This window comes from Kocuria kalidii (assembly GCF_044462225.1).
GTDB classification, from domain to species: Bacteria; Actinomycetota; Actinomycetes; order Actinomycetales; family Micrococcaceae; genus Kocuria; species Kocuria kalidii.
The window spans coordinates 91991-114714 of record NZ_JBISWJ010000099.1; the positions used below are offsets into that span (position 1 = coordinate 91991).

At 69.5% G+C, this 22724-nt stretch carries 30 protein-coding genes and 1 other RNA gene; 21 read left to right on the forward strand and 10 right to left on the reverse strand.

What is annotated here, in order from left to right; genetic code table 11:
• The first annotated feature begins 7 nt into the window (after window positions 1-7).
• From ACH9D3_RS15065 to ACH9D3_RS15075, 3 genes are all read left to right on the forward strand, one after another.
• Window positions 8-400, forward strand: a complete 393-nt coding sequence (locus ACH9D3_RS15065; RefSeq protein WP_396411555.1) for an HNH endonuclease — start codon at window positions 8-10, stop codon at window positions 398-400.
• Between the two features lie 250 nt (window positions 401-650).
• The gene (locus ACH9D3_RS15070; RefSeq protein WP_396411556.1) at window positions 651-1034 is read left to right on the forward strand and encodes a P27 family phage terminase small subunit; all 384 of its coding nucleotides are present in this window, start codon (window positions 651-653) and stop codon (window positions 1032-1034) included.
• A gap of 427 nt (window positions 1035-1461) precedes the next feature.
• The gene (locus ACH9D3_RS15075) at window positions 1462-1944 is read left to right on the forward strand and encodes a hypothetical protein (protein WP_396411557.1); all 483 of its coding nucleotides are present in this window, start codon (window positions 1462-1464) and stop codon (window positions 1942-1944) included.
• Between the two features lie 124 nt (window positions 1945-2068).
• Here the strand turns inward: ACH9D3_RS15075 and ACH9D3_RS15080 are convergent, their stop codons facing one another.
• Complete coding sequence (locus tag ACH9D3_RS15080) at window positions 2069-2566, reverse strand: hypothetical protein (protein ID WP_396411558.1); 498 nt, start codon at window positions 2564-2566, stop codon at window positions 2069-2071.
• A 558-nt stretch (window positions 2567-3124) separates the two neighbouring features.
• Here ACH9D3_RS15080 and ACH9D3_RS15085 point away from each other — a divergent pair.
• The 5 genes from ACH9D3_RS15085 to ACH9D3_RS15105 all read left to right on the forward strand — a co-directional run bounded on the left by ACH9D3_RS15085 (window position 3125) and on the right by ACH9D3_RS15105 (window position 5892).
• On the forward strand, window positions 3125-3451 hold the full coding sequence (locus ACH9D3_RS15085; RefSeq protein WP_396411559.1) for a hypothetical protein: 327 nt from the start codon (window positions 3125-3127) through the stop codon (window positions 3449-3451).
• A gap of 183 nt (window positions 3452-3634) precedes the next feature.
• A complete protein-coding gene (locus ACH9D3_RS15090) occupies window positions 3635-3925 on the forward strand; it encodes a hypothetical protein (protein ID WP_396411560.1) in 291 nt (96 codons plus the stop codon).
• A gap of 353 nt (window positions 3926-4278) precedes the next feature.
• Entirely contained in the window at window positions 4279-4461 is a 183-nt protein-coding gene (locus tag ACH9D3_RS15095) for a hypothetical protein (RefSeq protein ID WP_396411561.1), read from the forward strand.
• Between the two features lie 170 nt (window positions 4462-4631).
• On the forward strand, window positions 4632-5336 hold the full coding sequence (locus ACH9D3_RS15100; protein WP_396411562.1) for an Ltp family lipoprotein: 705 nt from the start codon (window positions 4632-4634) through the stop codon (window positions 5334-5336).
• Between the two features lie 313 nt (window positions 5337-5649).
• Window positions 5650-5892 (forward strand): hypothetical protein, encoded by a 243-nt coding sequence (locus ACH9D3_RS15105; protein WP_396411563.1) that lies wholly within the window; start codon window positions 5650-5652, stop codon window positions 5890-5892.
• Between the two features lie 60 nt (window positions 5893-5952).
• On the opposite strand, the gene ACH9D3_RS15110 is transcribed toward ACH9D3_RS15105, so the two are convergent.
• Window positions 5953-6237, reverse strand: coding sequence for a hypothetical protein (locus tag ACH9D3_RS15110; protein ID WP_396411564.1), 285 nt, complete (start codon window positions 6235-6237; stop codon window positions 5953-5955).
• A 734-nt stretch (window positions 6238-6971) separates the two neighbouring features.
• On the opposite strand from ACH9D3_RS15110, the gene ACH9D3_RS15115 reads away from it, so the two are divergent.
• The 7 genes from ACH9D3_RS15115 to ACH9D3_RS15145 are packed head-to-tail and all read left to right on the forward strand — an operon-like array spanning window position 6972 to window position 10573.
• Entirely contained in the window at window positions 6972-7163 is a 192-nt protein-coding gene (locus tag ACH9D3_RS15115) for a hypothetical protein (RefSeq protein WP_396411565.1), read from the forward strand.
• Window positions 7160-8017 (forward strand): type II secretion system F family protein, encoded by an 858-nt coding sequence (locus ACH9D3_RS15120; RefSeq protein ID WP_396411566.1) that lies wholly within the window; start codon window positions 7160-7162, stop codon window positions 8015-8017. The genes ACH9D3_RS15115 and ACH9D3_RS15120 overlap by 4 nt, the downstream gene beginning before the upstream one ends.
• Entirely contained in the window at window positions 8014-8958 is a 945-nt protein-coding gene (locus ACH9D3_RS15125) for a type II secretion system F family protein (RefSeq protein ID WP_396411567.1), read from the forward strand. The genes ACH9D3_RS15120 and ACH9D3_RS15125 overlap by 4 nt, the downstream gene beginning before the upstream one ends.
• Window positions 8959-9011: 53 nt before the next feature.
• Complete coding sequence (locus ACH9D3_RS15130; protein WP_396411568.1) at window positions 9012-9236, forward strand: hypothetical protein; 225 nt, start codon at window positions 9012-9014, stop codon at window positions 9234-9236.
• Window positions 9237-9238: 2 nt separating this feature from the next.
• Window positions 9239-9655 carry a TadE/TadG family type IV pilus assembly protein gene (locus tag ACH9D3_RS15135; RefSeq protein ID WP_396411569.1) on the forward strand — a complete coding sequence of 139 codons (417 nt, stop codon included), beginning with the start codon at window positions 9239-9241 and terminating at the stop codon, window positions 9653-9655.
• Window positions 9636-10091, forward strand: coding sequence for a hypothetical protein (locus ACH9D3_RS15140; protein WP_396411570.1), 456 nt, complete (start codon window positions 9636-9638; stop codon window positions 10089-10091). The genes ACH9D3_RS15135 and ACH9D3_RS15140 overlap by 20 nt, the downstream gene beginning before the upstream one ends.
• On the forward strand, window positions 10088-10573 hold the full coding sequence (locus tag ACH9D3_RS15145; protein WP_396411571.1) for a pilus assembly protein TadG-related protein: 486 nt from the start codon (window positions 10088-10090) through the stop codon (window positions 10571-10573). The genes ACH9D3_RS15140 and ACH9D3_RS15145 overlap by 4 nt, the downstream gene beginning before the upstream one ends.
• A gap of 119 nt (window positions 10574-10692) precedes the next feature.
• Here the strand turns inward: ACH9D3_RS15145 and ACH9D3_RS15150 are convergent, their stop codons facing one another.
• Window positions 10693-11853 (reverse strand): sugar phosphate nucleotidyltransferase, encoded by a 1161-nt coding sequence (locus ACH9D3_RS15150; protein ID WP_396411572.1) that lies wholly within the window; start codon window positions 11851-11853, stop codon window positions 10693-10695.
• A gap of 88 nt (window positions 11854-11941) precedes the next feature.
• Between ACH9D3_RS15150 and prfB the strand changes: the two genes are divergently transcribed.
• Complete coding sequence (gene prfB / locus ACH9D3_RS15155) at window positions 11942-13063, forward strand: peptide chain release factor 2 (RefSeq protein WP_396411573.1); 1122 nt, start codon at window positions 11942-11944, stop codon at window positions 13061-13063.
• Between the two features lie 37 nt (window positions 13064-13100).
• On the opposite strand, the gene ACH9D3_RS15160 is transcribed toward prfB, so the two are convergent.
• Entirely contained in the window at window positions 13101-14375 is a 1275-nt protein-coding gene (locus ACH9D3_RS15160; protein ID WP_396411574.1) for a polysaccharide pyruvyl transferase family protein, read from the reverse strand.
• A 178-nt stretch (window positions 14376-14553) separates the two neighbouring features.
• Here ACH9D3_RS15160 and smpB point away from each other — a divergent pair, with 178 nt between their 5' ends.
• The 3 genes from smpB to ACH9D3_RS15175 all read left to right on the forward strand — a co-directional run bounded on the left by smpB (window position 14554) and on the right by ACH9D3_RS15175 (window position 16460).
• A complete protein-coding gene (gene smpB / locus ACH9D3_RS15165) occupies window positions 14554-15030 on the forward strand; it encodes an SsrA-binding protein SmpB (protein ID WP_396400249.1) in 477 nt (158 codons plus the stop codon).
• Between the two features lie 85 nt (window positions 15031-15115).
• Window positions 15116-15501: a transfer-messenger RNA gene (ssrA, locus tag ACH9D3_RS15170) on the forward strand.
• 197 nt (window positions 15502-15698) lie between these two features.
• Window positions 15699-16460 carry a DUF4190 domain-containing protein gene (locus ACH9D3_RS15175; protein ID WP_396411575.1) on the forward strand — a complete coding sequence of 254 codons (762 nt, stop codon included), beginning with the start codon at window positions 15699-15701 and terminating at the stop codon, window positions 16458-16460.
• 145 nt (window positions 16461-16605) lie between these two features.
• Here the strand turns inward: ACH9D3_RS15175 and hisN are convergent, their stop codons facing one another.
• From hisN to ACH9D3_RS15195, 4 genes are all read right to left on the reverse strand, one after another.
• The gene (gene hisN, locus ACH9D3_RS15180) at window positions 16606-17403 is read right to left on the reverse strand and encodes a histidinol-phosphatase (RefSeq protein ID WP_396400251.1); all 798 of its coding nucleotides are present in this window, start codon (window positions 17401-17403) and stop codon (window positions 16606-16608) included.
• A gap of 68 nt (window positions 17404-17471) precedes the next feature.
• A complete protein-coding gene (locus ACH9D3_RS15185) occupies window positions 17472-18581 on the reverse strand; it encodes a GTPase RsgA (protein ID WP_396411576.1) in 1110 nt (369 codons plus the stop codon).
• Window positions 18571-19953, reverse strand: a complete 1383-nt coding sequence (gene aroA / locus ACH9D3_RS15190; RefSeq protein WP_396411577.1) for a 3-phosphoshikimate 1-carboxyvinyltransferase — start codon at window positions 19951-19953, stop codon at window positions 18571-18573. The genes ACH9D3_RS15185 and aroA overlap by 11 nt, the downstream gene beginning before the upstream one ends.
• 16 nt (window positions 19954-19969) lie before the next feature.
• Window positions 19970-20509 carry a DoxX family membrane protein gene (locus ACH9D3_RS15195; RefSeq protein ID WP_396400254.1) on the reverse strand — a complete coding sequence of 180 codons (540 nt, stop codon included), beginning with the start codon at window positions 20507-20509 and terminating at the stop codon, window positions 19970-19972.
• 304 nt (window positions 20510-20813) lie between these two features.
• Here ACH9D3_RS15195 and ACH9D3_RS15200 point away from each other — a divergent pair, with 304 nt between their 5' ends.
• The gene (locus ACH9D3_RS15200; protein ID WP_396400255.1) at window positions 20814-21482 is read left to right on the forward strand and encodes a sigma-70 family RNA polymerase sigma factor; all 669 of its coding nucleotides are present in this window, start codon (window positions 20814-20816) and stop codon (window positions 21480-21482) included.
• A gap of 2 nt (window positions 21483-21484) precedes the next feature.
• Window positions 21485-21751, forward strand: a complete 267-nt coding sequence (gene rsrA / locus ACH9D3_RS15205) for a mycothiol system anti-sigma-R factor (RefSeq protein WP_396400256.1) — start codon at window positions 21485-21487, stop codon at window positions 21749-21751.
• 102 nt (window positions 21752-21853) lie between these two features.
• Here the strand turns inward: rsrA and ACH9D3_RS15210 are convergent, their stop codons facing one another.
• Window positions 21854-21928, reverse strand: coding sequence for a 50S ribosomal protein bL37 (locus tag ACH9D3_RS15210; RefSeq protein WP_396400316.1), 75 nt, complete (start codon window positions 21926-21928; stop codon window positions 21854-21856).
• Between the two features lie 136 nt (window positions 21929-22064).
• Window positions 22065-22664: a GDSL-type esterase/lipase family protein gene (locus ACH9D3_RS15215; RefSeq protein ID WP_396411580.1), complete on the reverse strand. Its 600-nt coding sequence runs from the start codon at window positions 22662-22664 to the stop codon at window positions 22065-22067.
• Window positions 22665-22724: the final 60 nt, after the last annotated feature.

The following is a 22724-nucleotide window of genomic DNA, read 5'->3' on the forward strand; positions in this document are numbered from 1 at the left end:
ACACCGAATGGCACTCAACCGACAACACAGGACATTCCGGGAAAGACGCAACGTCGCCAAAAGAATGTTCGCCAAACAGAACGCACCATGTCACATCTGCCAGGGGAAACTCGGACCAATCCATTACGACGGAGACGAAGGCAAAGTAGGAATGCCATTGAGCTTCGACCTAGATCATAAAGTCCCCGTTTCAAAGGGTGGTTCACTACTCGACCTCAACAACTTCGCCGCCTCACATGCCCGATGCAATAGAGGACGACAGGACACTGATCTTGATGAATACCGCGCGAAGGTCAACGGCCAGCAAAAACCGTCGACTCAGTTTCGACGCACCACGTATTGGGGAAACATGAAACCACCGCACGAGGGCAACAGCATTCCGCCATTCAAGTGGTACTGATATGGAATTGCGTCGGGTACCCCCATGTCCCCATCCCCCGCCCCTTTGGAGACCCCCGGTTCGCATTAGCCAAATACTTTCGGGCGGCGCGAGTATGACGAGCCTATTTTGGTGCCCTTGGGAGGCTCTGTGGGGCTGTGCGGCGGTGTTTTAGTTGTGCGGTGACCTTGGGTGTGTCAGGTGTTCTTGAGGCGCTTAGATCGCCGTTTGCGGGTTGTTGGTTTCTGTTAGTCATTGGAAGGTGATTGTTTTGGAGAAGTATCTACGTCCGGTTTCGGGTGTTGAGTCTGAGAAGAAGCGTGCGCCGAGGGTGCCGCGCGGTTTGGGTGAGGATGGGAAGGACCTCTGGCGGGCCGTCGTCAAGGAGTACGACCTCACTGAAAGTGAGCGGGAAATCCTGGCCGAGGCGTGTAGGTTGCGGGACACATTGAGGGCATTGCGGGAGATTGTCGCGGTCGATGGCATGATGCAGGACTCCCCGCAGGGCCGGCGCACGCACCCGGCTGTGGTGGAGGCCCGGAACAGCTCGAAGCTTTTGGGGCAGCACCTGGCGTCTCTGCGGCTCCCGTTCAACGACGAGCAGGGCGGTTCGGTCAATAACCGTGGGTTCCTAGGGGCGCGGAAGCTTGGCTAGGCGGAAGCGGCACGAGATACCAGCCGGCACGATGACGTTCGGCCCGTTCGCCGTGGAGGACAGTGGGGTGCCGGTCGTGGAGCAGCACGAGGAGTATCACCGGGAGCTCATCCGGTTCATGCACTCGGAGCACGGGGTCTACTTGGGCTTGGAAAGGTTCATGACTTTGTGCCAGCAGGCCCGGGAGACTGCCAGGGCGGCGGCGAATGCGCGTGGTGAGTTCTTCACGACGAGTCCGGGGGAGTGGGCTCGGCACTTGCTGGGCCCGGACACGGATAGGTGGGCGATCAACGACCTGACCATCCAGGTTCATCAGCGGTGGCGGGGCGGACTGTAACCACCCGTCCACATCAGCTGTAGCCCCTACAGACATGTGTAAGGTGACTTTCGCATCCTCGTCTGGTGGGATGAGTTGAGGGGAAAAATAATGGGGGTAGTAGTGCGTAAAAAAATTGGTGTTACGGTGGCGGCCTTGTGCATGTCGTCAATTATGGTGAGCCCTGCCGTGGCTGCACCTATGGACCAGGTGAGGGGCTCAGGCAAGGTCGATTTTGGGGGGACCGCCGCACACCTCACTATCTCCGCGGCGGGCACGGCGACTAAAGCGCGTGGTCATGTGAAATTCGATCACCCGACCCCGTATACCGATGAATTTGAAGACCTCAAGGCGGAAGTGACTTGCGTTAGCGTGCAAGGCAACATGGCGAGTGTGACGGCGCGTATCATCGATCCTGACCCGGACACGTTCATCAAGTACATTGAGGTCACTGTTCAAGATAATGGTACGCCTGGAAATAAGAAGGTTTCGGACCTGGTTTATGTGGCCTTGTCATCCGATAGCAATAACTGCTGGCAGGACACCCCTTGGGCTCCGCTGAAGTCGGGCAATTTCACTGTTAAGGATCGCTGATCAACTGGCTGGAATTTCAGTAGAGCAGAAAGACTGCTATTTATAGCGCTGACCTCTCGAAGTGGCCCCGGTTCCCTATATGGGAGCTGGGGCCGCTTTTGTCGTACGCGGGGATCGGCGGTGGTTAGTACTCCGTGGATGAGCAGAACGCGGATGCCCCGGTGCCGGTGGCGGAGACTTCGTCCACGACTTCGCCGTCCACCTCGATGGCGCAGGACACGTCGCCGTCCCTCGAGACGAAGTCACCCATGACGGTGACCGTCCAGTGGTCTGAGGCGTCCACGCCCTCGAAGGTTTCCGACCATGTGGTCCCGGCGGGGATGTCCGTCACGTTCCCGGAGCCGATGTCACCCCAGTGCGCGGTGCCGTCCGAGGCGGACGTGGCTGTGATGGTGACGGTGTTCGGGCCAGGCTTCGGGGGTTCGTCCATTTCCGTCATGTCCATGGGGAACTCGGACGGCACTTCCTCAGACGGCGGCTCCGTAGGCTCGGGCGGCGGGCCGATCACCTGCGGTTCCTCCGTGACAGTCTCAGGCTGCGGCACGGCCTGCGGTTCCTCTGCGTTCGCACCGCACGAGGCGAGGAACAGGGTTGCGGGAATGAGAATGAGGGTTTTTCGCATTGGGGGGTCTTTCGTTGCGGGTGCTGTCACGTTAGCGGGTGCAAAAGGCCCAGGTGGATCATTACGACGGTGTCCTCCCGGGGCGCCCTGTCCTTTCTATATCGTGCTCGTAACGCCGCGCTGTGGGTGTTGATTCACTCTTGACGTGCGCTTACGGTAAGCGCATTACATCCGAAGTGGGGGCCGCTGTGAAGGCATGGAAAAAGTCGTTGGCTAGCGTGGTTGCCGCTGGCTCACTGAGTCTGTCAAGTGCACTTGCCGTCGCGGGGCCCTCCGTGGCAGCACCGTCCGACAGCGCTGGGTGCACTGGTAAGACTGTTTCGTCGTCATCCAAGGAGTACACGCCCTTCGGTGGCACGGTAGTTGGCCCTACCGCGTCCACCTTGGGGCAGACTTCTGACGTGAATTTCGGCCAGGCGGTCATTGTGGAGGAAGCGACATATCCGCACGATAGGTGCGAGGAACTAGCTCAGTAGTGGAGTCACCTGCGCGTGCTGCGCAGGGGGTGAGTCTGCGTGGGAGGTAGTCATGGGTGTATGGAGTAAGGCGACTGGTGCCATGCTCGCCGTGGGAGCACTGGCGGCAGGGTCGGTGTTCATAAATGCTGCGGACAGTATTCCACGGGACTTTGGTCTCGCCGCGACGAAGGCCGATTCGAAGGCGCAGGCAGACAGGTGGGGCCTTTTTGTGGGCGAATGGACAGAGAATGACTATGGGTATCCGGTGACTGACGAGTATTCGGCCAGTACTTCCAGCTATTGGGGTGATGGGACATTCCTACTAGCTGGCTCGCCGGCATACACCCCACCGCGAGTCTCTCCCTTCGCGGACGTCGCCACGGCGCAGGGCTTCTACAAAGAAATGGCCTGGATGCGCAGCTGGTGAATAGTAGCCGCACGAAGTAGTAGCGCATGCGGGTGCCCGTGTAGCACTAGACCGTCTCATCGCCCTGGTAGACGTATCTGCGTGTGGGAACATTTGGGATGCGTAGACGACGAGACCAACGCCCGCCGCCGTAGGGTGTCTGGTTCGCACTGCTACCCGGGCGGGCCCGAACTCACCGAGAAAATGGCCGCCGCAGTCCGCGGTGTCTCCGCGCCGGGAATGACCCCCGGTGCCAGTGCCCGCCGCTTCCCGTACAGCAGGGAGCCCTACGGACGAGCCTGTATCGCCACCGTCCTGGGCGAGTTCGTGATCGACGGCAAAATCCTTATGACGGAGGACGGGCCACTAGTCAAGCTGTGGCGACACTACGGGTCCGGGCAGGTCCTCTACGCCTACATACCCACAGCCTGGGTCCGCCGGATCAGGCGGGACGAGTCCGGCTGGACCGGCGTCTACGACATCGTCGATAACTGACAGCAACCTCCGCTTTTCACCACGGAGGCCGGCGGTCGCTTTTGCCGCGCCCGGGCTCAGCCATGGGCATGTATGAACTGGTGCCGGACCTCACAATGTTTGAACCGTGGCCATACTGCCGCCGTCTCGCCGTTGATGCGCCCCTGACATGGTCTTATGCTGAACGTGTCTATATTACCTGGAGGTTGTCATGGGCACATGGAAAAAGGTTCTGGCGAGCGTGGCTGCGGCCGGGTTGCTCTTGGTCGGGATGGCTCCAGCTTCTGCGGGCGATCATGCCTATACGGCTGGGTTCGTGTCCATAGGGCTCAGTTTCAATTCGTTGGGATAAGGCCCTTTATTTGGAGGCAGTCATGGGCACATGGGGCAAGTCAATCGGTGCAACGCTCACGGCGGGAACGCTCGCGCTAGGTCTGGTGGGAGTTTTCGCGGCAGATTCGAAGAGGACGGATTTCGCGGTGGCGGCGAAAGGAGAGAATGTTCGGGTGTTTATTGGTTCGGCTGCAGAGCAGGATCTTTCTTCGGTCATTGGATGATTCGTAGTAACTGAGACACACGAACGGCCCCGGCTCATGAGGAGCCGGGGCCGTTCGTCTGCATGGGCAAGTGATCACAGTATGGACACGTCGCCGGGTCGCAGTGGGACACATCAACAGTGGTTCCCTATGGTGAACCTGACGCTATCGCCCCCAACGAGAGAGACCTCATGTCGTACAACGCCCCAGCCGGTCCCGGCCCCGAAGGGCCCCAGTACAACCAGCAGCCCGGTCAGCAGCCGCCGCAGAAGAAGGGCAAGAAGAAGTGGGCCCTTGGCTGCCTTGGCCTGTTCGTCGTTGCCATCCTCCTGTTCGCGGGATGCGGCGCCCTCTTGGGTGGTGGAACCGAGGATCCGACGCCGACAGCTAACGATTCGACTAGCGCTCCGACTGCCGAACCCACAGAGGACGACTCAGCAACCGAAGACGCTGAGGCTGCTGAACTCGAGGCCGCTGAACGAGAGGCGCAGGCAGCGGAAGCGAGGGCCAAGGAAGCAGCGGATGCGGAGGCCCAGGAGGCCCAGGAGGCCCAGGAAGCCCAGGAGGCTGCGGATGCGGAGGACGCGGAAAGCGAGCAGTCATCGTTGACGGTGGCTCAGCAAAACGCGATCCGCTCGGCTGAGAGCTACATCGACTTCTCGGGGTTCTCGCGGACTGGACTCATCGAGCAGTTGGAATTCGAGGACTACTCGACCGAGGACGCGACTCTGGCCGTCGACAGTCTCGACATCGACTACAACGAGCAGGCCGCAAAATCTGCCCAGAGCTACATCGACTTCTCAGGCTTTTCCCGTGGGGGACTCATCGAGCAACTGATGTTTGATGGTTATACCGCGGAGCAGGCGGCGTATGGCGCTGACCAGGTCGGGCTCTGAACGCTTATGTGGGTCGTGTGAAAACGTCCCGGGTTAGGGCTTCGTGCGCGTCTTGGGTCTGACCTAAAACGCGTACACACCACAAGATGCGGCTCCGGTTCCCTGGGATGGGAGCCGGGGCCGCTTTTGTCATGCCCGGGCTCAGTTGAGCTTATGCCCCGCGGCGGGCCGTGCCAGTCGCATAGTTACGCTTCGGTAACAGGCGTGTCGCTTGAGGGGTGCTGGGTGGATCACCGGGTAGACTTTTGTCCAGTTGATGACACGTCACCGCTGCATCGGTTCGCCTCGATGCCCCCCACGGAAGGTGCTTCACATGAAAATGCTGACTACCGACTTCGCCCCCAGTGTCGGGGCGCTGGTAATGCTCGTGTCGCTGGTCGGCATGGTCTACTCACTTATCGCAGGCGAGGTTGTGGGACCTGTGGCGGGAGGCGGCGTGACCTTGGGTGTCATCTTGATGGGGTGGGGGGCGTTCAACAGCTTCCATGTGCCCGAAGTATCTGACATGCAGTTGGGCCAAGCGGTGGAGCGGATCCGCCTTGCACAACGCTCCTGAATCCGTGACCGCACAGCAGCACCCCGGCAGAGTCGCCGGGGTGCTGCTGTCTTCGGTGCATTAGTCGAGCTTGCTTTCTGCGCGGAGGGCCTGGTCGATGGAGTGGCGGAGCCCGATGAGGTCTGACTTGGTCAAGGTGAACATGTCGGTGTCGCTCGACACTCCGAAGCAGAAGCCTTCCGGGGTCCACAGCAGCTTGACGCCGTACTCTTCTCGGCGGTCGCGGAACTCGGGGCCCTCGTAGAGTTCGCCCTCGTCGATGACCTTCCAGTCGGCGGGGCGTGCCGGGGGGCCGAAGATTCCGAGGTAGTCGGGGCTGGTGTTGGGGGTGGTGTTCTCAGGCATGGGGGTGCCTTCCTATCGGGGGTCAGTAACCGAGGGTAGTGATGAGGTAGCCGGCAGTGGCGAACGGCCCGAGGATGGGCGCGGTCACGAGCACGGACCAGGCGAAGGCCCGAGCCGTAATCTGGTGCGTTGGCATTCCCCGGTGGAACAGGGGGCGGTAGCCTGCGGTGCAGACATATGGGAACTTCCTTTCCCGTGGTCTGTGGCCCGTTCCGGTGTCTTCCCACTGGGGCGGGCCGTCCTTATGTGGTGGTGGGGGAGGAGCCAAGCGGAGCCCGGAGGGCGCTGGTGGCTGAAGCCCTCTCCCCAAAGCGCCCCGATCAACCGGCCCCCCGCAATCGGAGTAGGTGCCCACGGCGACTAGACCCCCCGGTGTCCGGGGTGGTGTCGTATGGGCGCTAGTTCAGGCTGGCCGGCCTTCCCTCGTTCCCCCGCTCTGGAACGTTCACAGGGCTGTGAGCGGGCGTCCTGTCGGATTGGCGGGGTAAGGACGATCAAGCAAGAAACCCCGGGAGCATCGGCTCGACCGGGGTGCACAGGTTCCCACGAATGGGTATCGTGGTGCCTGAGTCGACGGTCTGAACGTCTACTCCATGCCCCGGGACGTTGGTAGCGTCGCCGGGGCTTTTAGTTGCGCTCTGAGACTAAGATGGTCGGGTTTCGTGGTGCCCACGGTGGCGTCGTGCTTCGACCTCGTGGTTCACTGCCACCGTGACCGGGACGGTCGGCGCCGCGTGAGCGAGATCCTCGCGATCGGCAACCGCGTGGAGAACGGCGTGATCGAGACGTACCCGGTCTTCGCCGAGGCCGGCGGGTCCCTCGCCGCAGTGGCCGCGGAGGCGCCGGCGGAGTGGAAGTTCGAGCGGGCCGGACACCGTGTGCGCGACCTGCTGGCGGACGACGGCCCCGTCGGAGGGGCGCCGTGAGCGCGGCGCTGGGCGTGCTGCTGGGAGCGGGGGTGTTCCTCGTCTGGTGGTCCTGCTGGGCCGGGCCCGACCGGCGACCGGTCGGGCCCCGGAGGCCGGGTCCGGTGCGCGAGATGCTCGCACGCGCGGACCTGGCCGGGGTCAGTCCCGGGCTCCTGCTGGTCGCCGGCGTCGTGGCCGGGACCCTGAGCGCGCTGCTGGTCGCAGCGGTCACCGGTGCGGCCGTCCTCGGCCTGTGCGCCGCCGTGCTCGGAGCCTGGCTCCCCCTGGCGGTCGTCCAGCACCGCGCCCGGAGCCGGGCGGCCGCCCTGCGGGAGGTGTGGCCCGACGTGGTCGACCACCTGCGCTCGGCCATCCGGGCCGGGATGTCCCTGCCCGAGGCCCTGATCCAGCTGCAGTACCGCGGGCCCGAGCCGGTGCGTCCCGCGTTCGCCCGGTTCGCCGCCGACTATCGTGCCTCGGGACAGCTGCAGGGCGCGCTCACACTCCTCAAGGACCGGCTGGCCGATCCCGTGGCGGACAACATCGTCGAGGCGCTGCGGGTGACCCGGGAGGTCGGCGGGACCGACCTCGGCCGGCTGCTCGGGACGCTCTCGGAGTTCCTGCGCGAGAACGCCCGCACCCGGGGCGAGCTGGAGGCCCGCCAGTCCTGGACGGTCAACGCCGCCCGCCTGGCGGTGGCCGCACCGTGGATCGTCCTCGCGCTGATGGCCACCCAGCCCGCGGCGATCCGGGCCTACGACACCCCCACCGGCGCGCTCGTGCTGATCGGCGGTCTGGTCGTGTCCGCGGTCGCCTACCGGCTGATGCTGCGGATCGGGGCGCTGCCGGAGCCTGCGCGGGTCCTGCGATGAGCGTCTCGCCCGCCCTGCTGGTCCTCCTCGGCCTGGTGCACGCCGCCGGGCTGTGGCTCGTCCTCACCGGGTCCCGGGTGACCGGCGGACCCTCCTTCAGCACCCGGATCGCGCCGCAGCTGCGCTCGGTCGAGGTCGAGTCGGCGCTGCTGGCACGGCCGGGCCGCCGATCGTCCGGGACCTCCGGCCGGACGGCGGTGGGGCCGGGCCCGATCGTCCGCCGCCTGGCCCACCGCGTGGTCCGGCACGCCGCCCCGTCGGCGACCCTGGAGAGACGGCTGGTCCGGGCGGGGGGCGGCACCACGGCGGCGGACTTCCGGGCCGAGCAACTGCTGTGCGCGACCGGTGGTCTGCTGCTCGGGGTCCTGTGCGGCGTGGCCGGTGCGGCGCGCTGGGGCACGGGTGCCGGCGGCATGCTGCTGGCCGTGGGTGCCACGACGGCCGCCGGGTACCTGCTGCGCGACCACCTGCTGCGGCGCAGGATCCGGATCCGTGAGTCGCGGATGCTGGCGGAGTTCCCCGCCGTGGCCGAGCTGATGGCGCTGTCGGTCGGCGCGGGCGAGAGCGCGGTGGCTTCGCTCGAGCGGGTGTGCCGGGTGGCGGAGGGAGAGCTCACCGCGGAGTTCCGGGGCGTGCTGGCCCAGACCCGTTCCGGTGCCGGACTCGTGCACGCCCTGCAGGACTTCTCGGCACGCACCCCGGTGGCCCCGATCGGGCGGTTCGTGGACGGCATCGTCGTGGCCATCGAACGCGGCACGCCCCTGGCGGACGTGCTCCGGGCGCAGGCGCAGGACGTGCGGGACAACGACAAGCGCGAGCTGATGGAGGCGGCCGGCCGCAAGGAGATCGCCATGATGGTGCCCCTCGTGTTCTGCGTCCTGCCGCTGACCGTCGTGTTCGCGGTGTACCCGGGGCTCGCCGTGCTCGAGCTCGGCTTCTGACCCCTCATCCGGGCGGCCGGGAACGGGACGCCCTCCAGGAAAGGACACACCCCATGACACACCTCCACCGGCTCGCCGCCCTGCTCGGCGTCGCCGCCCCGACACTGTCCGCGCTGCGCGAGCGGCTCTCCGCCGACGATCCCGACCGCGGCGACGTCCCCGGCTGGGTGATGCTGACCCTGATGTCCGCGGTGCTCGTGGCCGGTCTGCTGCTCGTGGCCCAGCCCGCGCTGGAGGGTCTCTTCCAGGACGCCATGGCCCGCGTGAGCCAGAACTGACCATGCGCGCACTCCGCACCCGGCGCGCCCGGTCGGCTGCCCGGGTCCGGGCGGCGGACCGGGGCAGCGCCGTGGTCGAGTACGTGATGGTGGCCGGCCTGGTGGCGATGATCTTCGCGGGCACGCTGCAGCTCGCCCTGGCCCTGCACGTGCGCAACACGCTGATCGACGCGGCCGCGGCCGGCGCCCGGTACGGCACCCTGGCCGACCGCTCGCCCGAGGACGGGGTGGAGCGGACGCGCCGGATCGTCTCCGGCGCTCTCGGGCCCCGGTACGCCCAGGACGTCGTGGCGGCTCCGGCGACGGTCGGCGGGCTGCGGACCCTGGAGGTCGTCGTGGTGTCGCCGCTGCCGGTGGTGGCGCTCTTCGGCCCGCCCGACTCCCTGGAGGTGCGCGGTCATGCCGTCCTCGACGGCTGAGCCGCGGCCAGGGGTGTGCGGGCCCCCGGGCGGTGACGAGGGCAGCGCGGTCGTGGAGTTCGTCGCGCTGGGGACGCTGCTGCTCGTCCCGGTGATCTACTTCGTGCTCGCGGTGGCCCAGGTCCAGGCCGGGGCCTTCGCGGTCGTGGCCTCGGCGCAGCAGGCCTCCCAGGTGCTGGCCCGGGCCGAGCCGGGGCAGCTCTCGGAGTCCGGGCTGACCGCGGCGGCGCAGCTGGCCGCGGCGGACCAGGGGTTCGCGCCCGACCGCCTGGCCGTCCGGCTGGAGTGCTCCGACGGCACGTGCGCCACGCCCGGTGCGGTGGCCACGGTGCACGGGACCCTGGAGGTCCCGCTGCCGCTGGTGCCCGGGTTCACGGATCTGGAGGTCGCGGTGCTGACGTCCTCGGCCACCGTCGTGCTGGGTCGCTACGGATGAGCGGGCGGACCGCCGGCCCGGACCACGGGGGCCGCGACGGAGGGCCCGAGGGACCGGACGACGGCCAGATCACGATCCTGGTCATCGGCTTCGCGGTCGTGTCGCTGCTGCTGACCGTGGTGGTCATGGGCGTCACCGCGGTCTACCTGGGGGAGCGCCGGCTGCAGGTGCTGGCCGACAACGCCGCGCTCGCCGCGGCCGACACCTTCGTGGAGCTGCGCCCGGGCGAGGACGGCGCCCCGCCGGCGACGGTCCTGGACGACGACGCCGTGACCGGAGCCGCCGCGAGCTACCTCGACACGGTCAGCGCCTGGGCCGGCACCCCGGGGCTGGCCCTGGCCGCACCCACGGGGAGCCCGGACGGGCGGACCGCCGAGGTCACCCTGTCCGCCGTGGTGCACCCGCCGGTGGTCAACCTGCTGGTGCCCGACGGCATCCCCATCACGGCCACGAGCGAGGCCCGCGCCCGGATCGGGCGGTGACCGCGGCCGTCGGCGTCGCCCTGGGGCGCCGGGGGACGCTGTTCTCGACCGGCGAGGGAACCCCCGCCGCCGTCGGGCGGGCGACCACCCGCGCGGTGATCGGCCTGCCCCCGGCGGGCTCAGACATCGCGCGGCAGGGTCGCGCCGCGGTCGAAGTCCTCCGTGGCGGACACGGCACCGGTCTCGTCGATCAGGGTGACCGCACCGGGGCCGCCGTGCCGTCCCGTGCGGATCTCGGCCCCCACGTCCGCCACGACGTTCTCCAGCGTCACCCCGGCGGCGACCCGGACGTCGTCCAGGAGCACCGATCCGCGCACGGTGGCGCCCTCCTCGACGACGACGCCGGGTCCGAGCACCGAGTGCTCCACGGTGCCGCGCACGATCGAGCCCGCGGCGACCATGGACCGGTGCACCTCGGCGCCGCCGGCGATGCGGGCGGGCACCCGCTGCGGCTGGGCCGACAGGACCGGCCAGGCCGGATCGTCCAGGACGATGCCGTCGCCGTCGAGCACCTGCAGATGGGCGGTCCAGTAGGACTGCAGCGTGCCCATGTCCATCCAGTAGCCGTCCAGGCGGTGCTCGACCACGGTCCGGTGCGCCACGAACCACGGGACCAGGTCGTCGCCGTAGTCCTCGAGGCCGCCCTCCTGCTCGTGCAGGAGGTCCAGCGCCTCCAGCAGCCGGTCCGCGTCGTAGAGGAACATCTCGCCGGCGACGAGCCGGCCCTCCGGCCGCTCCGGCTTGTAGTCGAAGCGGGTCACCCTCCCGTCGTCGTCGGTCTGCACCACGCCGTAGCGGGAGGGGTCCTCGTCCACGAGCGTCGTGACCATGGTCAGGTCGGCGCCCTGCCCGAGGTGCGTCTCGATCACGTCGAGGAAGTTGAGGGTGTACAGGTGGTCGGCGCTGAGCACGAGCACGAGGTCCGGGTCGAAGTCCCGGATGAGGTCCTTCTGCCGGTAGATCGAGTCCGCGTTGCCCTCGGCGAAGCCCTCGTCCTCGGTGCCCTCGTACGGGGGCAGCACCTGGAGGCCGCCGTGGGTGCGGTCCAGGTCCCACGGGCGACCGTTGGCCAGGTGCCGGTTGAGGCTGTGCGGGAGGTACTGCTGCACGACCCAGACGTCGGAGACGTGGGAGTGCACCAGGTTGGACAGTGCGACGTCGACGAGCCGGTAGGTGCCCGCCACGGGCAGCGCCGGCTTGACCTTCTTCTCGGTCAGGGCGCCGAGGCGGGAACCCTTCCCACCGGCGAGGATCAGGGCCAGCGTGCGGGGTAGGCGCATCGTGCTTCCTCTCTCTCGGTCCCATCCTGCCAGAGCGGCGCCCGTCCGGGCCGGGGGGATTTGCCCCCATGGGATAATCTTGGCTTCCATGGCCTCCCTTGACTTCCCGGCAGAGATCTCCGCCCTCCGATCCACGTTCGCGTCCATCGAGGCCGTGAGCGACGTCGACGCGATCAGGCGGGACATCGCCGAGCTCTCGCAGCAGGCGACCGCCCCGGACCTCTGGGACGACCCCTCCGCGGCGCAGAAGGTCACCTCCAGGCTGTCCCACAAGCAGTCCGACCTCGAGCGGCTCGAGAAGCTGGGCGGACGCATCGACGACATCGAGGTCATGGTTCAGCTCGCCGCGGAGGAGGACGACGCCGAGACCCTGGAGCTCGCCGTGGAGGAACTCGCGTCGGTCAAGAAGGCTCTCTCCCTGCTCGAGATCCAGACCCTGCTGTCCGGGGAGTACGACGAGCGCGAGGCCGTGGTGACCATCCGCTCCGGCGCCGGGGGCGTGGACGCCGCGGACTTCGCCGAGATGCTCATGCGCATGTACCTGCGCTGGGCCGAGCGCCACGGCTATCCGACGACGGTCCTCGACACCTCCTACGCCGAGGAGGCGGGACTGAAGTCCGCCACGTTCGAGGTCAAGGCCCCCTACGCGTTCGGGACCCTCTCCGTCGAGGCCGGCACCCACCGGCTCGTGCGCATCTCGCCCTTCGACAACCAGGGCCGGCGGCAGACCTCGTTCGCGGCCGTGGAGGTCATCCCGCTGATCGAGCAGGACGACTCGGTCGAGATCCCCGAGAACGAGATCAAGGTGGACGTCTTCCGCTCCTCGGGCCCCGGCGGTCAGTCCGTGAACACCACGGACTCCGCGGTGCGGATGACCCACATCCCCACGGGCATCGTCGTGTCCATGCAGAACGAGAAGTCCCAGCTCCAGAACCGCGCCGCGGCGCTGCGCGTGCTCCAGTCCCGCCTGCTGCTGCAGCGACAGGAGGAGGAGAGCGCCAAGAAGAAGGAGCTGGCGGGGGACGTCAAGGCGTCCTGGGGGGACCAGATGCGCTCCTACGTCCTGAACCCGTACCAGATGGTCAAGGACCTGCGGACCAACCACGAGGAGGGCAACCCCTCCGGGGTCTTCGACGGCGCGATCGACGCCTTCATCGACGCCGGCATCCGCTGGCGCGCCGACCTGCGCCACGCCCCGGCCGACGCCTGAGCGGCGGACGTCCGAACGGGAAGGGAACGGCGACGGCTCAGCCGCGCCGCCGCAGCCTGCCGATCGTCCGGCCCGGCAGCCCGCGGCCCGTGGGTGACGGGCGCCCGGGCTCGCCGGACCGGCTCGTCGGTGCGGGTGACGCCGCCGCCGGCACGTCGGCGACAGGGTACAGCTCCTCGGCCTCCCGCAGCTTGGTGCGGTGCAGCCGCGCGGCCGTGGCCGGGAAGGACGGCGACCGGGTGGGAGCGGCCGCTTCCGCGCTGCCGGTCGGTGTGACGGACCACCCGGTGCCGGCGTCGAGCAAGGACCCGTGCTTGACCCGGTAGTAGTCCGAGCTGACCTCCAGCGCAGTGCCTGCGGCCCCGCACGCGGCGGCCAGCAGGTGGAAGTGGAACCGCGAGGTGAGCCAGGTCTGCCCCGGCCGGCCCGGGAAGCCGTCCTGCCAGACCTGGGTGAACGGCACGAAGTTCTCCTCGGGGACGAGGTCGGCGAGCCGGTCGAAGGCCGCGCGGTCCGCACCGGGGATCGCCTCCAGGTAGCGCACCGTCCGGCCGGCCAGTTCCGGGCCCGTCAGCGCCGTCCGCACGGCGGAGACGGCACTGTCGAGGACCCCGGGCTCGGACATGTCGCTCTGCAGGCACACCCACACGTCGCCCTCGGCGGCTTCCTCGGCGGGGGTGCCCGTGAAGCCCGCGAGGTCGGGCAGACCGAGGAAGGCGTCGTCGGGCGCGCGGTCGGCCCGGGAGAGCTGGGCGCTGGGCGCATCCCGGACCGTGGCGTGGTCGAAGGAGCCGAGCGCCGCGAGCAGCCCCTCGGCGTCCTCTGCGGGGGTGAGCCCCAGGCCCGTGGCCGCCAGCCGGGCGCCGGAGATCTCCCGCAGCCGCAGCACCGCGCGCAGCAGCCGGGCGTGGTGGGGCCAGATGGAGTTCAGGTACCCGCCCCCGATGAGGTGGACCGAACCGGCCCGGCGGGCGCCGAGCAGACCGAGGTCGTAGCGCGGGGAGCCCAGCGACGTGACCACCCGGTCCACGTGGGCGTCCGCGTCGGCCGGGTCCATGCCCGTGGTCTCGAAGACGAGCCGCCACAGGGTGTCGGTGGTCCGCAGCCCGGGGTGCAGGCCGCCGAACAGGTGGGACGCCAGCCCCGGGTTCGGGCAGTCGAGCCACACCTCCGCGCCGGGCCGGGCCCGGGCGAGGAAGCGCAGCCACGAGGCGGCGATGAACTCGTCGCCGAAGTTGGGGTGGCCGCTCGTGCCGACGAGGTAGAGGATGTCCGCGGCGGGCGGCCGTTCGGTGTGCGCAGAGTCCAGCATCCGACCAGCCTAGCGGGTGCCGCACGGGTGACCTGGGGTGATGCGCCTGCCCCGCGAGCAGCCCGGTGCGCTGCCCGTCGTCGGGTCCGCGGCACCGGGGTGGCGTAGGATGGAGGATCTGCCGCGTGCCCCGGTGCGCGTCGGGTGCCCGTCCGCACCGACCTCGGGAAGGAGGCCCATGGCCAAGAAGGACACCGGCCGTCAGGTCGTCGCCAACAACAAGAAGGCCCGGCACGACTACCACGTCCTCGACACCTACGAGGCCGGCCTCGCGCTCATGGGCACCGAGGTGAAGTCCCTGCGCATGGGGCGCGCCTCGCTCGTGGACGGGTTCTGCCAGTTCACCGACGGCGAGCTGTGGCTCGAGGGCGTCCACATCCCCGAGTACCTGCAGGGCTCCTGGACCAACCACTCGGCCCGGCGCCGCCGGAAGCTGCTGCTGCACCGCAGCGAGATGGACAAGATCGCGCAGAAGACCCGTGAGTCGGGCTTCACGATCGTGCCGCTGTCCCTGTACTTCGTGGACGGCAAGAAGGCCAAGGTGGAGATCGCCGTGGCCAAGGGCAAGCGGGAGTACGACAAGCGCCAGGCGCTGCGCGAGCAGCAGGACAACCGCGAGGCCCAGCGGGCCATGCGCTACAAGAACCTGGGCTGAACGCCGGTCCGGAGTCTTGCGGACGCCGGTACCGCGCGGTAGACTCTGATATCCCGCTGCGGCGGGATGCTTGAAAAACGAATACGGGGATGATCGGTTTCGACGATGTGAGTTGAGACAGGGGAAGCGGGTCGAGAATGCAGAGTTATCTCGTAAACGCCCTCTGCAAAACAATAGTTGCCAATTCTAACAGCAACGCCACCGCAGTTAAGTCTGACCTCGCGCTCGCCGCGTAACCAGACCTAGGTGACTGCCAGCCCGAGGACGCCTTCGCCCCGGGGTCTGGCATCAGATAGAAGGCCACTGCTCCAGCCGTACGTCGTGGACGTCTGGAGAACACTTTCGCGACTGAGTCCGTCGGCCACGTGTCTGCACGAGGGCCGGGACTGAGAAAACGCACCGCAGACTGCACCCGGAGAAGCCCTGACAATGCTGCATCGGACGGGGGTTCAATTCCCCCCATCTCCACGAGATCCCTGACCGGGGAGCGCCGCGAGGCGCTCCCCGGTTTTTTCGTACCCGGACTGACCGCTGTCCTGGGAGCGCCGGCCGGCGAGGATGCAGCGACGGCCCGTGCGGCCGTGCTGGGACCGGTGTCGGTGGACGCAGTCCGGGCGGACCGTGTGACAAGCTGGTGCCGTACCGCCGACGACCGAAAGGGCAACGCCATGAGCCAGAACGACAACACGCCAGACCAGAGCGGCACCGGTGCCGGCGGGTCGTCGAGCTCCGGCCGCAAGGACGTGCCGGAGTACGGTCAGCGCGTCGAGGGAGCGCCGTCGGGTCCCTCCTACGATCCGCCGCGCTACGGCCCGGGCGCCGCCGGCGACCAGAACTCCGCGCCGCAGTACGGCCAGGATCAGTACGGCCAGGGCCAGTACAACCAGGGTCAGTACGGCCGGGGCCAGTACAACCAGGACCAGTACGGCCGGGACCAGTACCACCAGGGGCAGTACAACCAGGACCAGTACGGCCAGGGCCAGGACGGCTACGGGGGGCAGTACGGTCAGGACCAGTACCACCGGGGCCAGCCGGGCTACCAGGGGCAGTACGACATGGGCCAGAACGGCGCCGGCCCCAAGCCGGCGGGCACGGGGCTGGGCATCGCCGCCCTGATCCTGGGCATCGTGGCGCTGCTGACGTGCTGGCTCGTCATCGGCATCGTCCCCGGCCTCGTGGGACTGGTGCTGGGCATCGTCGCGCTGCGCAAGCTCGGGCGCACCCCGGGGGCGTCCAAGGCGCTGCCGATCATCGGCATCGTGCTCAGCGTCCTGGGCATCCTGGCCAGCATCTTCTTCCTGGTCATCTACGGGGCCGTGTTCGACGCGGTCCTCAACGGCGAGTGCAGCCAGTACCTGGAGGCCAACGACCAGGCCGGTTTCCAGCAGTGCCTCGAGCAGCAGATGGGAGCCGGCACAACCGTCCAGTGAGCCGCCCCAGGAACGGCGCGACGCCGGGCACGACACGACGAGGGCCCGCACCGACCGGTGCGGGCCCTCGCGTCACCGGTCCCTCTTCCCAGGTCCCTCGTCCCCGGCCCCGGACCGGCGGAGTGCCGGGGACGGCCGCGCCGGATCAGCCGGCGGGCGCCAGCAGCTCCAGCACCTCGTCGTGGAGCAGCCCGTTGCTGGCGAGCGCGTTGCCCCCGAAGGGTCCGGGCTCGCCCTCGAGGGACGTGAAGCGGCCGCCGGCCTCCTCGACCACGGGCACGAGGGCGGCCATGTCGTGCAGACTGAGCTCGGGCTCGCAGGCGATGTCCACGGCCCCCTCGGCCAGCAGGCAGTAGGACCAGAAGTCGCCGTAGGCCCGGGTCCGCCAGACCTCGTCGGTGAGCTCCAGGAAGCGGTCGCGCACGCCGCGGTCCCGCCATCCGGTGAGCGAGGAGTAGGACAGCGAGGCGTCGGAGAGCCGACCGACCTGCGAGACGCGGATGCGCTGGGCATTGGCCAGCGACTTGCCGGTGAACGCGCCTGTGCCGGCCGCCGCCCACCAGCGCCGGCCGAGCGCCGGCGCCGAGACCACGCCGACCACCGGGCGCCCCTCGTCGACGAGGGCGATCAGGGTGGCCCACACCGGCACGCCGCGCACGAAGTTCTTGGTGCCGTCGATGGGGTCCACGACCCACTGCCGGGCGCCGCTGCCGGTGGCCCCGTACTCCTCGCCGATCACGGCGTCCCGGTTGCGGGCGCGCCCCAGCTGGGCCCGGATGAGCTGCTCGGCCTCGCGGTCGGCGTCCGTCACGGGCGTGAGGTCCGGCTTGGTCTCCACGACGAGGTCCTGGGCCTTGAACCGGCGCATCGTCATGCGGTCGACGGCGTCGGCCAGGATGTGGGCGAGGCGGAGGTCGTCGGTGTAGTTGCTGGGACTGCGCATTGGACCAACCTACCCCGAACCGGTCGCGGGCCTGGTCGGACGGCAACGGGCCGCCGCGGCCCGGAGGCTCACTGGACGCCGAGCTCCTTGTCGTCCCGGTGCTCTCCCGGGCGCTCCCCGGCCCCGAGCAGACGGCGCAGGGAGACCAGGCGGGACACGCCCGCGTCCCCGGCGCGGCCGTGGGCCACCCAGGCGTCCAGGGCGCAGCCGGGGGAGGCGTCCGTGTGCCGGCAGCCCTTCGGGCACTCGGCGATCGCCTCGGCGAGCTCGTCGAAGGACTCCACGATCCGGTCGTGGTCGACGTGCGCGAGGCCGAAGGAGCGGATGCCGGGGGTGTCGATGATCCAGGAGCCTGAGCAGGCGTCCTCGACCTTCAGGGCCAGGGCCGACGACGACGTGTGCCGCCCCCGGCCGGTCACCGCGTTCACCCCGCCCGTGGCACGGTCGGCGCCCGTGAGGGCGTTGACCAGCGTGGACTTGCCCACGCCGGAGTGTCCGAGCAGCACGGAGACGTGGCCGTCGAGGCGTTCGCGCAGGGCCTCCACGAGCGTCGGGTCGAGCGGCAGCGTGGTGCCGTCGTCGTCGGCCGGGACGTCCCGGGCGGGCCCCGAGACCAGCACGGGCAGCTCGAGCGCGGTGTAGTGGGAGATCAGCTCGGCGGGGTCCCGCAGGTCGGTCTTGGTGATGCACAGGAGCGGCTCGATGCCGGCGTCGTAGGCGGCCACGAGGGAACGGTCGATGAAACCGGTGCGGGGTTCGGGGTCGGCCGCCGCGACCACCACGACGAGCTGGTCGGCGTTGGCCACGACCACGCGCTCGACCGGGTCGGTGTCGTCCGCGCTGCGCCGCAGGACGGTGGAGCGCTCCTCGATCCGCACGAGGCGGGCGAGGGTGTCCGGCGCCCCGCTGACGTCCCCGACGAGACCCACGTGGTCCCCGGCGACCACCGGGCGGCGGTGCAGCTCCTTGGCGCGCACCGCCACGACCAGCCGTTCCTGCGGCGTGTCCTCCTCGAGGATCGCGGTGTACCGGCCGCGGTCCACGGTGACGATCCGGCCGGTGACCGCGTCCTCGTGCGCCGGCCGCTCCTTGGTGCGCGGGCGGGAGCCGGACTTGCTGGGACGGACGCGCACGTCCGACTCGTCCCAGTCGCGCCGGACGGAGTCCCTACGCGCCACGGCTCGGGCCCGTGAGATCCGCCCACAGCTGCGGGAACTCGGGCAGGGTCTTGGCGGTGGTCGCGATGTTCTCGACCCGGACGTCCGGGACCACGAGGCCGATCACGGCGCCGGCGGTGGCCATGCGGTGGTCCTCGTAGCTGCGGAACGTGCCCCCGTGCAGCGGCGCCGGCCGGATCAGCAGGCCGTCCGCGGTCTCCTCGGCGTCGCCGCCCAGCCGGTTGATCTCGGCCACGAGCGCCGCGAGCCGGTCGGTCTCGTGGCCGCGCAGGTGCGCGATGCCCCGCAGCCGCGAGGGCGTGTTGGCCACCGCGCACACGGCCGCGACGGTGGGTGCGAGCTCCCCGGCCTCGCCGAGGTCGAGGTCCACCCCGGCCACCCGGGCGGGACCGGTCACGGTGAAGGTCCCGTCCGCGAGCTCGACCTCCGCGCCGAACGCCGTCAGGAGGTGCTTCCAGTGGTCACCGCCCTGGGTGGTGCGCTCGGGCCAGCGGGGGACCGAGACCCGCCCGCCGGTCACGACCGCCGCAGCGAGGAAGGGCCCCGCGTTGGAGAGGTCCTGCTCGATCTCGACGTCGAAGGCCCGCACGGGCCCGGGAGCCACCCGCCACTCGTCCGGCGCGGAGTCGTCCACGGCGACGCCCAGCCCGCGGAGCACGTCGACGGTCATCGCCACGTGCGGCATGGAGGGCACCCCGCGGCCCGAGCCGTCCGGACTGCGGTGGCGCAGCACGAGCCCGTCGTCGAAGCGCGCCCCCGCGAGCAGCAGGGCGGAGACGAACTGGCTGGAGCCGGTGGCGTCGATCTCCAGCTCCCCGCCGCGCACGCGGCCGGTGCCGTGCACGGTCAGGGGCAGCCGGCCCCGGCCGTCGTCCTCGACGTGCAGGCCCAGTCCCCGCAGGGCGTCGACCACCGGTCCCATGGGGCGCACCCGAGCGCCGGGGTCGCCGTCGAAGGTGACGGGACGCCGTCCGAGGGCCGCGACGGGCGGCACGAAGCGCATCACGGTCCCGGCGAGACCGCAGTCGACGGTGACCGGCTCCGTGGCGTCCCACGCGGCGGGCTCGACGACCAGGTCGGGCCCGAAGTCGCCGTTCCCCGGCACCTCCTCGACCCGGGCCCCCAGGGCACGCAGGGCCTCGACCATGAGCCGGGAGTCCCGGGAGTGCAGGGGCGAGCGCAACCGGCACGGACCGTCCGCGAGGGCGGCCAGCAGCAGGTACCGGTTGGTCAGGGACTTCGAGCCGGGCACGGTCAGCTCGGCGACGACGGACCGGGCGCCGACGAACGGAGCCGGCCACAGCTCGTGCTTCGGGGCCGGCTCCGGCGCGTCGGGACGGGCCACGGGGGCGGGGGACTCCGACGGGTTCACGACGGGGGGCCGGGGCCTAGCCCTGCTTGACGGCGTGCTGGAGCGCCTTCTCGGCCTTGGCGACCTGCTTCTGGGTGTCCTTGCCCAGCTTGGACGCGTTCTTCCGGACGTCCCCGGCGAGGTGCTCGGCACGCCACAGCAGGGACGGGTTGCCCTCGGTGTCCACGGCGGCGAGCATGACAGCGCCCACGAGGGAGGCGTTCTTGAACGCCGCGGAGCGGCGGGCGGCCTTCTGCTCGGCCGTGTCCGCCTCGGCGGCACGGTAGTCCGCGTAGGCGTTGATCGCCGTGGTGGTCAGGAGGACCCCGGCGGAGAGGCGGGGCAGCCGGCCGAGGCCGAACAGGACGGCCGCCCCGACCTGGGCCGCGGCGAGCCCCTGCGCGACCACCGCGGGGTTCTGCAGCGCGGGGCCGGCCTGCGGGAAGGCCTTCGCGGCCGCGGACGCCGCGGGGGCGAGGTGCTGGGCCGCGCTGGACGAGTTGCGGAAGCTCTCGACACCGTTGGCCACGTAACCGGTGGCCAGCAGCGGACGGGCGATGCGACGGACGATGCTCATGGGATTCCTCCTCGGCGGCAGACGGTACCGCGGGGTGTGTCGGGCGGGTCTGGTTCGGCGGACGGCGCCGCTCGTCCCATCCTAGCCACGGGGAGCGCGCATCGGGTGAGGACGGGTGCGCCGGACGGGGAATAGGCGTCACCGGGTCCTTGGTTGTGCAGGAGGACCGCCCCGGACGGGCGGGTCCGGCAGCAGCCGGCGAGCAGACCCGCGCAGGCGGGGGAGAGGAGCGACCATCACCGCTCCCGCGAGCGTTCTCGCACCGGCCCCGGCCGGCGCGCACGTCCCCGTACACTGGGCCGTGATGAACGAGCAGAACCAGCAGGGGGACGCCCCCCAGCGCACCGAGCCGCCCGTCGACGTCGAGACCGAGACCGCCGAGGCCCGGAAGGCGCGCTTCGAGCAGGACGCCATGGAGTACGTGGACCAGCTCTACGCCGCCGCCCTGCGGATGGCTCGCAACCCGGCCGACGCCGAGGACCTCGTCCAGGAGGCCTACACCAAGGCCTTCTCGGCGTTCCACCAGTACCGCCCCGGCACGAACCTCAAGGCGTGGCTGTACCGCATCCTCACGAACACGTACATCAACCTCTACCGCAAGCGCCAGCGCGAGCCTCTGCAGGCCAACACCGACACCGTCGAGGACTGGCAGCTGCACCGTGCCGAGTCCCACACGTCCTCGGGGCTGCGCTCCGCCGAGGTCGAGGCGCTGGACCACCTCCCGGACAGCGACGTCAAGCGTGCGCTGCAGGAGCTGCCGGAGGAGTTCCGGCTGGCGGTGTACTTCTCCGACGTGGAGGGATTCGCGTACAAGGAGATCTCCGAGATCATGGACACGCCGATCGGGACGGTGATGTCCCGCCTGCACCGCGGGCGCAAGCTGCTGCGCGAGAAGCTGGCCGACTACGCCGCCGAGCGAGGCTTCGACACGTCCAGGGTGACCGGCGACAAGAAGAAGGAAAAGGACAAGTAGACATGGCCGACTGCGAGAGCCTGGGAGGCTGCACGGACGAGAGGATCCGTCTGATCTACGAGTACCTCGACGGGGTGCTCCCGGCGCAGGACCTCGACGAGATCCACGGCCACCTGCTGGAGTGCCGGGAGTGTGCCCGCGAGTACCACCTGGAGTGCGTGATCCGCTCCGTGGTCCGGCGCTCGTGCGCGGAGACCGCGCCCGCGGACCTGCGGGTCTCCATCCTCGCCCGGCTGCACGGGCAGCGCCAGGACCCTCCCGCGGCCTGAGCGCCGCGCGCGCCGACCGCGGGGAGGCACACGGAAGGGCCCCGGACCGCTGAGCGGTCCGGGGCCCTTCCGTCACGGCGTCGCCGGGGTCCGGGGAGGACCTCAGGCGTTGGGGCGCTTGCCGTGGTTGGCGCCGCGCTTGCGGCGGTCCTTGCGCTTGCGTCCGCGCTTGCTCATGCGAGCCTCCTGTCTGTCCGCGGTCGTCCGCGGCGGATCGTGGGTGTCGGCGTCCGTTCCCGCGTGGTCTGGTGATGTCGGCGGCGGCCGGACGAGGCACTGCCCGCCATTGTCTCACACGCGGAACGGGCGGGACTCACCGGGGCTCGGGCACGTCCAGCCAGTTGTACCAGCCGCGGTGCAGCACGAGCCACGCCATCAGACCGTAGCCGGCCTGTCCCGGGTGGCCGTGGTTGGCCGCGAGGTCCTTGCGCCACTGCTCGTGGTGCTGCAGCGGGTTGAACGTGTCGACGTAGACGTGGTTGCGCCGGGTCGTCACGTCCGCGTAGGCGGCCGAGAGATCCGCGATCCGCCGGTTGCGCTCGGTGTCCAGGGTGGGCGGGGGCCCGACGACGAGAACCCGCACGCTGTGCTGGGACGCGGTGTCGATGATGTTCGCCATGTTCAGCCGGGACCGCGCGCTCGTGATGGACAGGTCGATGTCCAGGGTGGAGGGGGCGATGACCAGCCGGTTGTCGTGTCCGGGGGAGAAGCGGCGGGCCGCCTCCTCGAACCAGCGCTCGTTGAGCGACTCGCTGCCCTCGCCGGGCGCCGCCAGGTTGTAGGCCGCCACGGGGACCGTGTGCTGCGGGGTCCGGGCCATGACCCGCCCGAACCAGCCGAGGCCCCGTGGGTCGCCCTCGCCGGCCAGCAGCTCGTCACCGACTGCGACAATTCTGATCCTTCGTTGCTCCACGTCGTTCTTTCTGATCGGGGGTGCGGGTGTCAGGGGGACGAGCGGCGCCGGCCCGTGGGC